Below are 12709 nucleotides of genomic sequence, written 5' to 3' on the forward strand. Positions count from 1 at the left end.
TCCCGGTAAACGCCGGCCGGCGGTGGCGGCCGTGCGGGGGGGGGGTGCTGCCGTCGCGCGGGGTGTGGGCCGGCCCGGCCCGGCCGCCCCCCCACCACCGTATGAAGCGCGCCGCACCACACCGGTGCCCGCGCCGAAGCGGCCCCGGAGGCCGTGACGCCGACCGTGCGCGTCGGTGGTGAACCCGACGACGCCCGCGGTGCGGAGCTGATCGCCGTCGTGGTGGCGCACCTGACCGGGCCGGCCCCGCCGTGTGCCGTGCGGCCGGACTTCCGCGGTCTGGCGGGCACCGATCCGGCGGGCCCGGCCGCGCCGCTCATGGTCCGCCGTCACAGCGGTGCCGCCCACGCCGTCCTGCACCCGGACCATCGGCCGCCCTGCCTCGAACGCCTCCTTCACCGGACCGACGTCCCCGGCCACCTCACCGCGGCGGGGGCGGGAGCCGAGCGGTCCGGGTCCGGCGGCCGACCCCGGCCGCCGGTCTCCGTCAGCCCGCCGGCCGCCCCAGTCGGGCCAGGGAGCGCAGCAGGGCGCCGCGTCCCCGGTCGGGCACCGTCCACAGGGTCTGTCCGCGCACTCCCCAGCGTTCCAGCAGGGCGTTGGCGGCGAGGAACCCGGTCGTCGCCGCGCGTTCCATCAGCGCGACGGGCAGGCCGGTGCGGACCAGGTCGCCGGCCATCGTCACGCCGGGCTCCGGGGTGCGTACCGTCGGCCGGTCGGCGTAGCCGCCCACGGGGAACAGGGGGCAGTCGGTCCGCCACTCGTGCCGGGCGTCGACGATCGTGGCGGCCCGTGTCTCCGGGTAGACGCGGTGCAGTTGTCCGATCAGCCGCTTCCGCTCGACGTCCCGGGACGCGTCCGGGGGCAGCGCGTACGCGTGGAGTTCGACCACGGAGCCCCCGGTGCGGGAGGCCCAGCGGGCCGCTTCGTCCTCGTAGCGTTCCAGCACGCTGATGTTGTCGAGGCCCGCGTATCCGCTCGTGCCCAGGAACGCGGGCCGGTCGGGTGCGACGGGCCGGTCCAGCCACAGGCGGGTGACCAGGAACGGCGGGGCGTTGCGCAGGCGTGCGATCCGTTCCCGCCACGGGCCGTCGCCGAGCCGGCCGGAGCGGGCGACCAGAGCGCGCAGTCCCGCGGCGTCGAGGGCGAGGACGACGGTCTCGTGACGGCTCTCCTCCCCGGTGGTGGCGACCTCGTAGCCGCCGTCCCCGGTGGGGGCGATGTGTTCGACGGCCGTGGCGGTGCGGATCCGGGCGCCGTGCCGGCGCAGGTAGCCGGCCAGGGGCTCCCACAGGGCGGCGGGGAAGGGCGCGTCGGGCACGTCGAACAGCAGCCCTTCGGCGGAACCCAGGAAGTAGATGTGGAACATCAGGACCATCTCGGCGGCCGACAGCTGCCGGGGGTCGGCGAAGAAGCTGCGGGAGAACACCTCGAAGGCCAGGTGGCGGGCGCTGCGCGGGAAGCGCACGGCGTCGAGGAAGTCGTGGGCGCTGACGCCGTCCAGGCGTGCGTACACCTCGGGCACGCGCACGTCGAGCAGCGGGAGGGCCGCGAGCGGTTTCATGCGGCGCAGGTCGCGCACGCGGAAGGACGGACTGAGGGCGACGAAGCCGAGCGCGCTCCACGGCGGGGTGCGCGGGACGTGGCGGAAGCCGTCCCGCAGTCCGTCGCCGTGCCGCAGCGGGTAGTCCGGCAGGCCGGTGAGCCGTTCCAGGCCGGGGTCGGTACGGCGCAGCAGACCGCGCAGGTTGTAGTACTGGCGGAAGAAGGCGTGGAAGCCCCGGCTCATGGTCGCCGGGGTGCCGTCCGCCAGGCCGGTCGGCCAGCCGCCGACCCGTCCGCCCAGGAAGGGTTCGCGTTCGTAGAGCGTCACGGCCACGCCGCGCTCGGCCAGCGCGGTCGCCGCGGCCAGGCCGGCGATGCCGCCGCCGACGACGGCGGTGGTCGGGCGGGCGCCCTCGATCCGGCGCCTCCCGGGCGGGGCCGCGAGCACCCGGGCGCGACGGTCCCGGCCGTGCCGGGTGGCGTCCGGGCGGCGGGAGGGGGTCATCCCTCGTCCTCGCTCTCCGTGCGGGGCCGTCGGCCGACGAAGGTGTGGGTGATGCCCGTCTGCCATCCCGGCAGGGGCAGGGCGCGCACCGCTTCGAAGCCGGCCGCGCGCAGCCGGCCGGTGAAACGGCCGGCGGTGTCGAACTCCACGACGCTGCGCCACAGGTGGCGGTAGAGCTCGGCGTCCCCGAGCACGGTGGCCGCCGGCTGGACGACGCCGCGGCACACCAGGGTCCACACCACGCGGTCCGCACGGCGTCCGCCGAGCGTGTACTCGTGCACGCCCAGTCTCCCGCCGGGGGCCAGCAGTCCGCGCACGGTGGTGAGCACGGTGTCCGGGTCGGCGACGTTGCGCAGGAGGTAGGCCGCGAACACCGCGTCGAAGGGGCCCTCCACCCCGGCCTCCGCCAGCCCTTCCGCCGGTGCCCGTACGAAGGTCACCCCGTCCGGCCAGCTCTTGGCGGCGGCCCGTTCGAGCATGCCGGCGGAGGCGTCCACGGCCACGATCCGCGCGCCCGGCAGCACCGTGGAGAGCGCGGCGGTCGACGCGCCGGTGCCGCAGCCGAGGTCCAGGACGCGCAGTCCCTCGCCCCGCCGCGGCAGCCCCAGGCGGCGTGCCGAGCGGCGGAGGTGGGCGTGGTAGCCGGGGTTGGCGGCCACCAGGGTGTCGTAGCCGCGGGCGGCGTGGTCGAAGGCGGCGGCGAGGTTCTCGTCGCGCAGCAGGGTCATGCGGTCTCCCGGTGCAGAAGGGGCGGGCGGGCGACCCGGATCAGGGGCCGTCGAACGGTCGGCGGGGCAGGGCGGGCAGTTCCAGTGCCGAGCGGAGCATGGGGCCGATGGGGGCGTGCAGGCCGACGGCGAGGTCCTCGTGGAGCCGGGTGCGGCCGTCCAGGAAGCGCAGCAGGCGCCGCATGGGCACGCGGGTGAAGAGGCGGGAGAACAGCGCGGGTCCGTCGGCCCGGCCGCTGTCCAGGGCGCGCAGCAGGACGGCGTCCATGGCCCGGGAGCGGGCCGAATGGGCGGGGGGCGGCACCGGGACGCGGCCCTGGCGGAGGGCGGCGGCGACCGCCCTCGTCTGCCGTTGGATCCCGGCGAAGGTGTAGCCGGTCGAGGGGCGGGTGGCGCCGCCCGCGGCACCGATGCGGAAGACGGAGGCACCGACCCGGCGGGGGATCGGGGCGTCGGTCATCGGGATGAGGCCCGTCTCGGTGGACAGGATCCGCAGTTCCCCCAGCCGGAGCACGTCCTCGGTGTACTGCCGTACCGCCGACTCGTAGCCGTCGGCGGTGAGGGGGCGCCGGGAGAACTCGGTGTACTCCACCAGTGCCTCGCGGCGGCCGACGGGCAGGACGTAGCCGAAGGACAGTCCGCCGGCGGGCTGGGGGGTGCGGAAGTCCATCAGGTCGGCGGTCCCGGGGTCGAAGACCGGGCGGGCGGTGCGGACGAACCAGCCGTGGAAGTGCTGCAGCAGGGTGGTGCGGGCGGCCGGCAGGCTGCCCGGGGGACGTGAGTCGAACACCCAGCGGACCCGCAGGGAGCGGGCCCGGCCGTCGGTGTCCCGCAGCCGGACCAGGGCTCCCCCGGGCACGTCCTCCACGGTCTCGACGGCCGCCCCCAGCCGGCGGACGACCGGGCTGCCGGCCAGGTCGTGGCCGACCAGGTGCTCGAAGTCGTCGGACCGGATCATCTTGTAGCGCAGCGGCGCGATGTCCCCCTCGGCCGCCCGGCCGGAAGGGGGACGCACCCGCAGGTGCCGCCAGGTCGCCGTGACGGCGGCGTCGAAACGGCCCGCGCCCGCTTCCCAGAAGCACCAGGTGCGGCGCGGGGGGCGCAGCGGGCCGGGCGGGGCGTCCAGCAGGACGACCGACGGTGCCCGGGTCCCCGGCACGGTCCGCGACAGGCGGTGGGCCAGGGACAGTCCGGCGGCTCCCGCCCCGACGATCGCCACGTCGGCGTCCAGCACGACGGCACGCTCCTCCCGCTCCTCGGCATCCGTGTCCAGCATTCCTGCCTGTGTGCCCGATCGGATGCGGGTCACTCGAAGGTGTGACGAACCGCTGCCGGTGAGGCAGGGCGCACAGGGGGAAGGCATGCGGCGGCAGTTCGTCGGCCCGTTCCGTTCGTACCGCATCCGCACGCGGTGCGCGGGCGGAAAGACACCGGGCACGCAACGATCGGCGTTCAGGACGAGAGGAACCGGGATGGGCCGCAGACAGGCGCAGGATCACGACCCGGCGGGACCGCGGCTCGTCGGGGGCCGGGTGCCGGTGTCGGCACCCGGCCCGCCCGGCGACGCGCCGTACGGCACGGAGCACACCCCGGCGCCGCCGGGGACCGAGGACGCGTCCGCCGTGGACCGGGACGTGTCCGGCGCGGTCGGCCGTGTGCTCGACCACGTGCTGGCCGACCGGGTGGCCCGCGCGCGCGACGTGGACCCCCTGTTCGGCGGTGATGTGGCCGGACGGGTCGCGGACTTCACCCGTACGGGCGGCAAGCGCACCCGTTCGCGTTTCCTGTGGTGGGCGCTGCGCGCCTGTGGTGGCGAGGGCGCCGCCACGGTCGGGGCGGCCCTGCGGGTCGGTGCGGCGCTCGAACTCCTGCAGACCTGTGCGCTGGTCCACGACGACGTGATGGACGGTTCCGCGCTGCGCCGTGCGCGGCCCACGCTCCATGTCGACGTCGCCGCCCAGTACGCGGACGCGGCACCGGCGGGGCGGGCCGGGCGCCTCGGCGACGGGACCGCGATCCTCGCCGGCGACCTGGCGCTCGTATGGGCCGACGACCTCCTGGCCGAGACGCCGCTCGAAGGGGACGGCGGGCGGGCGGTGCGCCGGCTCTGGAGCGACATGCGTACGGAGATGGTGGCCGGCCAGTACCTGGACCTGCACGGCCAGGCGACGGGATCGCGGTCGCTGCCGCGCGCGCTGCGCACCGCCCGTGTCAAGAGCGCCCTGTACTCGGTCGAACGGCCGATCGCCCTCGGTGCCGCGCTCGCGGGTGCGGACGAGGGCACCGCGGCGGCCCTGTGCGCGGCCGGGCGCTGTGTGGGCACGGCGTTCCAGCTCCGCGACGATCTCGACGACGTCTTCGGTGATCCGCGGCGCACCGGCAAGCCGACGGGCGGGGACATCGGCGAGGGGAAGCCGACCTGCCTGGTGGCCGTCGCCCACGCGCGGGCCGAGGCGGCCGGCGACCGCCGGACCCTGGACGTGCTGGACCGCTCGCTCGGCCACGGCGCGCTCACCGAGGAGGGTCTGGAGGAGGTGCGGGAGGTACTGACGGGCACCGGGGCACGGAGCACGGTCGAGGCGATGATCGGCCGGCTGGTGGCCCGGGGGCTGCGGCACGTCGACGGTGCCCTCCTCGATCCGCACGGCGGGGAGCGGCTGCGGCTGCTGCTGGCCTCCGCGGCGGGTGAGGGGCCGCCGCGGGACGCGCACTCCTGCGGCACCCGGCCGGGACCCGCGCGGGCGGCCGGCGGCGGGGAGGCCGGCCGGTGATCCGCACCGTGACGGGACGTACGGACCATGTCGTCGTGGTGGGGGCCGGACTGGCCGGGCTGTCGGCGGCGCTGCACCTGCTGGGCGCGGGTCGGCGGGTCACCGTCGTCGAGCGGGACGCGCTGCCCGGGGGCCGGGCCGGGCGGATGATGCTCGACGGGTACCGGATCGACACCGGGCCCACCGTGCTGACCATGCCCGATCTGGCCGACGAGCCGTTCGCCGCCGTCGGCGACGGTCTGCGCAGGCGTGTGGAGCTGGTTCCGCTGCACCCGGCGTACCGGGCCCGCTTCGCCGACGGCAGCAGCCTCGACGTGCACACCGGGGCCGAGGCGATGGCGGCGGAGGTCGAACGGTTCGCCGGTGCCCGTGAGGCCGCGGGCTATCTGCGGCTGCGCGGCTGGCTGGAACGGCTGCACCGCGTCCAGACGCGCCGCTTCATCGACACCAACTTCGACTCGCCGCTCGGCCTGCTGGGCGCCGACCTCGTACGGCTGGCGGCGCTCGGCGGGTTCGGGCGGCTGGACGCGCGGATCGGGCGGTTCCTGCGGGACGAGCGGCTGCGCCGGGTCTTCTCCTTCCAGGCCCTGTACGCGGGCGTCCCGCCGGCCCGGGCGCTGGCCGCGTACGCGGTCATCGCCTACATGGACACCGTCGCCGGTGTGTACTTCCCGCGTGGCGGGATGCACGCGCTGCCGCGCGCCATGGCGGACGCCGCCGCCGACGCGGGCGCCGACCTGCGGTTCGGCCACCGGGTGACCCGGCTGGAACGCTCCGGGGGACGGATCACCGCCGTCGTCACCGACCAGGGCCGCATCCCCTGCGACGCGGTCGTCCTCACCCCCGACCTGCCCGTCGCCTACGGGCTCCTCGGCCGCGCGCCACGGCGCCCCGTACGGCTGCGGCACTCCCCCTCCGCGGTCGTGCTGCACCTCGGCACCGACCGGACCTGGCCGCAACTGGCGCACCACACCCTCTCCTTCGGCGCCGCCTGGCGCACCACCTTCGACGAGCTCACCCGCACCGGCCGGCTGATGAGCGACCCGTCGCTGCTCATCACCCGGCCCACCGCGTCCGACCCGTCCCTCGCCCCGCCGGGACGCCATCTGCACTACGTCCTCGCTCCGTGCCCCAACACCGACATCGGGCCGGGCCCCGCCGCCTGGACGGACCTGGCGCCGGGTTACCGGGACGCGCTGCTGCGGGAGCTGGAGCGGCGGGGGCTGGCCGGGCTCGGGGCCGCCGTCGAGGCGGAGTGCGTGGTGACGCCCGCCGACTGGCACGCGCAGGGGCACGCGGCCGGTACGCCGTTCGCCACGGCCCACACCTTCGCCCAGACGGGCCCGTTCCGGCCCCGCAACCTGGTCCGCGGCACCGAGAACGCCGTGCTGGCCGGCTGCGGCACCACCCCCGGTGTCGGCGTGCCGACCGTGCTGCTGTCCGGGAAGCTGGCCGCGGCACGGATCACCGGCGGCCCGCGACCGCCGCGTCGCCCTCTCACCCCCACGCAGGAGGCCTCCGTATGACCGACCGTGAACTCGACGCGGCCGGCGTCACCGATCCGGCGCTGCGCGAGGCCTACCGCCACTGCCGCGCGCTCAACGCCCGGCACGGCAGGACGTACTTCCTCGCCACCCGGCTGCTGCCGGTGGAGCGGCGCCCCGCCGTGCACGCCCTGTACGGCTTCGCCCGCTGGGCCGACGACATCGTCGACGCGCTCGGCACGGGGGCGGGCCCCGAGCGCCGGGACGCCGAACTCTCCGCGCTCCAGCGGGAACTGGACAAGGGGCTGCGGGACGGGAACAGCACCGAACCGGTGGTGCGGGCGGTCGCCGACACGGCACGCCGGTACGGCATCGGCCACGGGCACTTCGCCGACTTCATGGCCGCCATGCGCTCCGACCTGGTGGTCACCGAGTACGCCGACTACGCGGCCCTGCGCCGGTACACGCACGGCTCGGCGGCGGTCATCGGGCTGCAGATGCTGCCCGTTCTCGGCACGGTCGCCCCGCGCGAGGCGGCCGCGCCGCACGCCGCGGCCCTCGGGGTCGCCTTCCAGCTGACCAACTTCCTGCGGGACGTGGGCGAGGACCTCGACCGGGGGCGGGTGTACCTGCCCGCGGACCTGCTCGCCGCGCACGGCGCCCACCGGACGCTGCTGCGGTGGTGCCGGGACACCGGCCGCCGCGACCGGCGCGTCACTGCCGCGCTGAAGGAGTTCGAGGCGCTGACGCGGGGCGTGTACCGGGAGGCGGCACCGGGGCTCGCGATGCTGGAATCGGTGTCCCGGCCGTGCATCCGCGCGGCGTTCGTGCTGTACGGGGGGATCCTGGAGGCGGTGGCGCGGGACGGCTGGTCGGTGCTGCACCGGCGGGCGGTGGTGCCGCGCCGGCGCCGTGCCGTGGTGGCCGCCGACGGGCTCGCCCGGGTGGCCGCCGCCCGGCTGCGGGCCCGTGGCGGCGCCCGGCGCCCGTACGTCCGTCCGCTCACCCCGTGCCCGCCGGTTCCCGGGGAGGCCGTATGAGCACCGGATCCGGGAGGGAGCGCCGGCGCCTGCCGCTGTCCCTGCGGCGGCGCCCGGTGCCGTGGGAGCGGCAGCGTCCCACCTGGCGCGAGGCCCGGCCCGCCGTCATCGCCGGGGCGCTGAAGCGGGCGCAGGCGCGTCCGTCCGGCAACTGGTACGTCGTCGGCGCCTCCCGCGACGTGGGCGGTGACCGTCCGCTGGCACGGACCGTGGCGGGGCAGGAGGTGGTGCTGTGGCGGGACGCGTCCGGCCGTCCGGTCGCCGGGCCCGGGATCTGCCCGCATCTGGGCGCTCCGCTGCGGGACAGTCCGGTGCGCTGCGGCACGCTGGTGTGCCACTGGCACGGACTCGCCCTGGACGGCGGGTCCTTCGCGGGCTGGGAGCCGTTCCCGGCATACGACGACGGCGTCCTGCTGTGGGTCCGGCTGGACGCGGTGGGCGGCGAGGCGCCGCTTCGGGCGCCGGTGGTGCCGCGACGGCCGGACCCGGCGCGCGCCCTGACGGCGGTGTACACCGGCGTGGGCGTCTGTGAGCCCGAGGACGTGGTGGCCAACCGTCTGGACCCCTGGCACGGGGCCTGGTTCCACCCCTACTCGTTCGTCGACCTCACCGTGGCCGGCGCACCGGACGGCCCGGACGGGGGCGGGGAGGGCTCCACCGGGGACGGCTTCACCGTGGACGTGTCCTTCAAGGTGGCGGGGCGGCTGGTGGTCCCGGTGCGGGCGGTGTTCACCGCTCCCGGACCGCGCACGGTCGTCATGCGCATCACCGAGGGCGAGGGGACGGGGTCCGTGGTCGAGTCGCACGCCACCCCCCTGGGGCCCGACGACCGGGGGCGGCCCCGTACGGCGGTCGTCGAGGCGGTGGTGGCGGCGTCCGGCCGGCCGGGGTTCGCCCTGGCGCGCGGTGCGGCACCGCTGCTGCGGCCGCTCGTACGGGCCGCCGCCGGGCGGCTGTGGCGCGACGACCTGGCCTACGCGGAGCGGCGCTGGTCGTTGCGTTCCACGGGGCGTTTCCCGGGCTGACCGGCCGGCTCGACAGGTCCGGCCGGGTCACGGGCGGGTTCGGTCCGCGGTCCGGTCGGCCTCGCCTCCGGCGCCGAGGAGCCCGGTGTGCCGCAGGGGGTCCTCGGCCTCCAGCCGGGCCAGTTCATGACGGGCCACCCGCAGCACCACGGGGGGCAGCGCGGCACGCGCCGCCTGTGCCAGACGCAGCCAACGGGGCACGTAGACGGCTGTGCTGCGGTGTTCCACCGCAGCACCGAGCCGGGCGGCCACCTGGTCCGCCGGGTACAGGCGCCGGGCCGGCGGCGGCATGTGGCCGCGCAGCTCCCGCAGCACGGGATGGCGGTCCGCGTCGCGGATCATGTCGGTGTCGGTCCAGTTCAGGTAGCCGATGCCGACGGCGACACCGTGGTGCGCCACCTCGGCGCGCAGGGAGTGGGCGAAGGCCTCCACGCCCGCCTTGGAGGCGCAGTAGGCGCTCATCATCGGGGCGGCGCCGATCGAGGCCAGCGAGGCGACCTGGAGGTGGTAGCCCTTCGTCGCCAGCAGGTCCGGCAGGAAGGCACGGGCGGTGGCCGCGCTGCCGGTGAGGTTGACGTCGATCACGCGGCGCCACAGGGCCGGGTCCGAGGTGACGAACGGGCCGCCCTCCGCGACACCGGCGTTGGCCACGACGGCGGAGGGGGTGCCGAGGTGTGTCCTGACCTGTTCGGCGGCCCGCTCCAGCGCGGCCTCGTCGGTGATGTCGAGCTCGCACACCCATGCCCGCGTGGGCAGGCTCTCCGCCACCGCTTCCAGCCCGGCCCGCTCGTGGCCGAGCAGTGCGATCCGGGCACCGCGCCGGGCCAGGTCCCGGGCCAGGGCCGCGCCGATCCCGCGTGCGGCGCCCGTGACCACGACGGTACGGTCACGCAGCGGGCCGCCGTTCACCGGTCGCCCCCTTCGCCGGGCGGCGGGCCGGTGTCGGGGCGGGCGGTGTGGTCGGGGTGGCCGGCGGTCCGGCGGGCCTCCTTCATCTCGGCCTCGTAGAGGTGGTCCCGGCCCTCGGCCAGTTCCTCGACGGCGGCCTGTTCGATCTCCCTGAACGGGCGGTAGTACGTGGCGTCGTAGGCCTCGACGATCTGGAACGTCCAGTGCCCGGGGATCACGTTGCGGCCCAGCACCTGGGTGCGCACCGTCTCCGCCCAGTCCGGGTGCCCGGCCTTGTGCAGTAGTTCGACCGCCCGGTCGAGTTCGAGGTCGGCGGTGCCGGTGAGCTGGTGGAAGCTGTAGAGGTGGCCCCGGGCCCGCTCGGTCGTCTCCAGTGCCTTCGACAGCGAGCCGAGCGCCTCCACCGTCTCGTCGCTCACGTCTTCGGGGCGCCGGTGGGCGAGGTCGGGGCCGTCGTCGTGTCGGGTCATCGTCCCTCCTCCGTCGGTCGTGTTCGATGGGGTCGTACGCACCGGTCATGCACCGCCGCTGCCGCCCGCGGCGGGTTGCCGGCGGCCGGTGCGGTCGCGGCGGGCCAGCAGCCGCTGCACTCCGGCCAGTCCCGGCGCGAGGGGCCGGCGCAGCGCGGCGCGGGCGGCGTTGGCGCCCGGCGCGCCGTGCACGCCGCCGCCCGGGTGGGCGCCGGCGGACGCCAGGTACAGGCCCTTGACGGGCGTTTCGGGGCGTCCGGTGCCGGGGGCCGGGCGGAAGAAGAGCTGCTGGTGCATGGCGGTGGTGCCGCCGTTGATGGCGCCGCCGTACAGGTTCCGGTCGAGGGACTGGAGGGTGGGCGGGGCGAGGACGCGCCGGGCCCTGATCGTGGACCGGAAACCGGGCGCGAAGCGTTCCACCTGGCGCTCCACACGGTCGGCCATGAGCTCCTGCTCCTTGCTGTCCCAGGCCCCGGTGAGCGCGTCCCCGCCCGCGTCGCCGGTGACGTCGTGGGGCACATGGGTGTAGGCCCACGCGGACTCGGTGCCCCGTGGGGAGCGGGACGGGTCGGAGGTCGTCATCTGGCCGAACAGGCAGAAGGGGCGGTCGGGGACGCTGCCGGTGGCGAGCTGGGCGGCGAAGCGGGTGAGTTCGTCGATGCCGTCCGCGAGGTGGACGGTGCCGGCGCCCGCGGCCTGCTCGCAGCTCCAGGGCACCGGGCCGTCCAGCGCCCAGTCGACCTTGAAGGTGGCGAAGTCCCACTGGAAGCGCCGCAGGTCGTCCAGCATCTGGGCGGGAACGTCCTCGGGGCCGAGGAGTTCGCGGTACAGGGCGGGCACGGCCACGTCCGCGAGGACGGCGCGGCCGGCCGCGAACGTCTCGCCGTCGGCCGTGCGCACCCCCGTCGCCCGGCCGTCGCGTACGAGGATCCGCTCGACGCGCCTGCCGCAGCGCAGCACCCCGCCGCGCGACTCCAGCCTGCGTACCAGGGCCTCGGTGAGGGCTCCGGCGCCGCCGGCCGGCACGGGGAAGCCGTAGGTCTGTCCGAGCATCGACATCAGCCAGCCGAAGCCGCCGCTGCCCGCGGCCTCCGGTGCCAGGTCGGCGTGGAGCGCGTTCCCGGCCAGCAGCAGCCCTCCGCCCTCGCCGCGGAACTCCTCCTCCCCCAGCCGGCGCACCGGCAGGACCAGGGTGCGCGCCATGCGCAGCCCGCCCGTGCCGCGCAGCCGGACGGCCAGGCGGACCCCGGAACGGACAGGCGGGAAGGGAGTGAACAAGGCGTCCAGGAGATCCGGCCGGAGACGCTCCCACATGTCGTGCAGGCGGTGCCAGGCGGCCCCGTCCCCCGGTGCGAAGGCCTCCAGCGAGTCGGCGGTGACGTCGACACGACGGTCGAGAACCGCGCACCGGCCGTCGCTCAGGGGATGCGCGACGACGTGCGGGGCGTGGCTCCAGCGCAGCCCGTGCTCCTCCAGGCGCAGCCCGGAGACGACCGGGGAGGCGGCGGCGAGCGGGTAGAAGGAGCTGCAGAGGTCGTTGACGAAGCCGTGCTCCACGCCCTGGTCGTGGCGTACGGCTCCGCCGGGCTCCGGCTGTTCCTCCAGCACCTCGACGCTCCAGCCGGCGTCGGTGAGCAGGTTGGCCGCGACCAGGCCGTTGGGGCCGGCCCCGATCACCACGGCGTCAGGCACGGGCTCCTCCCTCGTCGGGGGCCGGTGACACCACCTGGCCGAGGGGGCGGTGCCGCTCGGCCTCGGCCGCGTCGGTCTCGCAGATCCTCGCCAGTCTGGCGAGCATGGCGCGGTGACGGATCTGGATCAGGGCCTCCACGGCCACGTTGTGCACCGTGCCGCCCGCGCCCCGCAGGGGGTGTTCGTCCACGATGACCAGGCAGTGGTCGCCCCAGGGGCGCAGTTCGATGGCGATGCGGGCGGTGCCGAGGGGGCCGGCCTTGGCCTCGAGTTCCAGCGCCTCGCCGGGCACACAGCGCCGCACCACGGTCTCGTTGGTCAGGCTCAGGGGGCCGAGGCGGACCTCGAAGCCGATCGCCGAGCCGAGCTGTGGCCAGTGGCCGCGCACCGGTTTCGACGAGGAGGTCCCCACGACCCATTCCGCGTACCGGGTGCCGTCCTCCAGGACGGTCCAGACGGACTGCGGGCTCGTGCTGATCAGACGATGGCGGACCGCCACTTCGACCTCCCGTGTCCGTGAGTGATGCCGGTCAGCACTGG

General features: G+C 76.2%; 11 protein-coding genes. 4 read left to right on the plus strand and 7 right to left on the minus strand.

Going from position 1 to position 12709, the window contains the following annotated elements:
- Window positions 1–487 precede the first annotated feature (487 nt).
- From ACFV5H_RS28020 to ACFV5H_RS28030, 3 genes are read right to left on the minus strand one after another with little or no spacing between them, the layout of a single operon-like run.
- Window positions 488–2050 (minus strand): FAD-dependent oxidoreductase, encoded by a 1563-nt coding sequence (locus ACFV5H_RS28020; RefSeq protein ID WP_385197777.1) that lies wholly within the window; start codon window positions 2048–2050, stop codon window positions 488–490.
- Complete coding sequence (locus ACFV5H_RS28025) at window positions 2047–2778, minus strand: class I SAM-dependent methyltransferase (RefSeq protein WP_385050139.1); 732 nt, start codon at window positions 2776–2778, stop codon at window positions 2047–2049. Before ACFV5H_RS28025 ends, ACFV5H_RS28020 begins: the two co-directional genes overlap by 4 nt.
- Window positions 2779–2818: 40 nt before the next feature.
- Window positions 2819–4054, minus strand: a complete 1236-nt coding sequence (locus ACFV5H_RS28030) for a lycopene cyclase family protein (protein WP_385050137.1) — start codon at window positions 4052–4054, stop codon at window positions 2819–2821.
- A 196-nt stretch (window positions 4055–4250) separates the two neighbouring features.
- Here ACFV5H_RS28030 and ACFV5H_RS28035 point away from each other — a divergent pair, with 196 nt between their 5' ends.
- The 4 genes from ACFV5H_RS28035 to ACFV5H_RS28050 are packed head-to-tail and all read left to right on the plus strand — an operon-like array spanning window position 4251 to window position 9098.
- The gene (locus ACFV5H_RS28035; protein ID WP_385050136.1) at window positions 4251–5549 is read left to right on the plus strand and encodes a polyprenyl synthetase family protein; all 1299 of its coding nucleotides are present in this window, start codon (window positions 4251–4253) and stop codon (window positions 5547–5549) included.
- Window positions 5546–7075 (plus strand): phytoene desaturase family protein, encoded by a 1530-nt coding sequence (crtI, locus tag ACFV5H_RS28040; RefSeq protein ID WP_385050134.1) that lies wholly within the window; start codon window positions 5546–5548, stop codon window positions 7073–7075. Before ACFV5H_RS28035 ends, crtI begins: the two co-directional genes overlap by 4 nt.
- Window positions 7072–8073 (plus strand): phytoene/squalene synthase family protein, encoded by a 1002-nt coding sequence (locus tag ACFV5H_RS28045; RefSeq protein ID WP_385050132.1) that lies wholly within the window; start codon window positions 7072–7074, stop codon window positions 8071–8073. Before crtI ends, ACFV5H_RS28045 begins: the two co-directional genes overlap by 4 nt.
- Window positions 8070–9098, plus strand: a complete 1029-nt coding sequence (locus ACFV5H_RS28050; RefSeq protein ID WP_385050130.1) for a DUF5914 domain-containing protein — start codon at window positions 8070–8072, stop codon at window positions 9096–9098. The genes ACFV5H_RS28045 and ACFV5H_RS28050 overlap by 4 nt, the downstream gene beginning before the upstream one ends.
- Before the next feature lie 27 nt (window positions 9099–9125).
- Here the strand turns inward: ACFV5H_RS28050 and ACFV5H_RS28055 are convergent, their stop codons facing one another.
- The 4 genes from ACFV5H_RS28055 to ACFV5H_RS28070 are packed head-to-tail and all read right to left on the minus strand — an operon-like array spanning window position 9126 to window position 12668.
- Window positions 9126–10007, minus strand: coding sequence for an SDR family oxidoreductase (locus ACFV5H_RS28055; RefSeq protein ID WP_385050128.1), 882 nt, complete (start codon window positions 10005–10007; stop codon window positions 9126–9128).
- Window positions 10004–10477 (minus strand): hypothetical protein, encoded by a 474-nt coding sequence (locus tag ACFV5H_RS28060; protein WP_385050126.1) that lies wholly within the window; start codon window positions 10475–10477, stop codon window positions 10004–10006. The genes ACFV5H_RS28055 and ACFV5H_RS28060 overlap by 4 nt, the downstream gene beginning before the upstream one ends.
- 45 nt (window positions 10478–10522) lie before the next feature.
- Window positions 10523–12169, minus strand: coding sequence for a phytoene desaturase family protein (locus ACFV5H_RS28065; protein WP_385197779.1), 1647 nt, complete (start codon window positions 12167–12169; stop codon window positions 10523–10525).
- Window positions 12162–12668 (minus strand): SRPBCC family protein, encoded by a 507-nt coding sequence (locus tag ACFV5H_RS28070; RefSeq protein ID WP_385197780.1) that lies wholly within the window; start codon window positions 12666–12668, stop codon window positions 12162–12164. The genes ACFV5H_RS28065 and ACFV5H_RS28070 overlap by 8 nt, the downstream gene beginning before the upstream one ends.
- Window positions 12669–12709 lie beyond the last annotated feature (41 nt).

Origin of the sequence: Streptomyces sp. NPDC059787 (assembly GCF_042732315.1) — a bacterium.
In the GTDB taxonomy this organism is placed as follows: domain Bacteria; phylum Actinomycetota; class Actinomycetes; order Streptomycetales; family Streptomycetaceae; genus Streptomyces; species Streptomyces atrovirens.

Bases quoted from the DNA above. Each gene is read 5' to 3' on its own strand.
- ACFV5H_RS28020 (WP_385197777.1), bottom strand. From the start codon at position 2,050: ATGACCCCCTCCCGCCGCCCGGACGCCACCCGGCACGGCCGGGACCGT.
- ACFV5H_RS28025 (WP_385050139.1), bottom strand. From the start codon at position 2,778: ATGACCCTGCTGCGCGACGAGAACCTCGCCGCCGCCTTCGACCACGCC.
- ACFV5H_RS28030 (WP_385050137.1), bottom strand. From the start codon at position 4,054: ATGCTGGACACGGATGCCGAGGAGCGGGAGGAGCGTGCCGTCGTGCTG.
- ACFV5H_RS28035 (WP_385050136.1), top strand. From the start codon at position 4,251: ATGGGCCGCAGACAGGCGCAGGATCACGACCCGGCGGGACCGCGGCTC.
- ACFV5H_RS28045 (WP_385050132.1), top strand. From the start codon at position 7,072: ATGACCGACCGTGAACTCGACGCGGCCGGCGTCACCGATCCGGCGCTG.
- ACFV5H_RS28050 (WP_385050130.1), top strand. From the start codon at position 8,070: ATGAGCACCGGATCCGGGAGGGAGCGCCGGCGCCTGCCGCTGTCCCTG.
- ACFV5H_RS28060 (WP_385050126.1), bottom strand. From the start codon at position 10,477: ATGACCCGACACGACGACGGCCCCGACCTCGCCCACCGGCGCCCCGAA.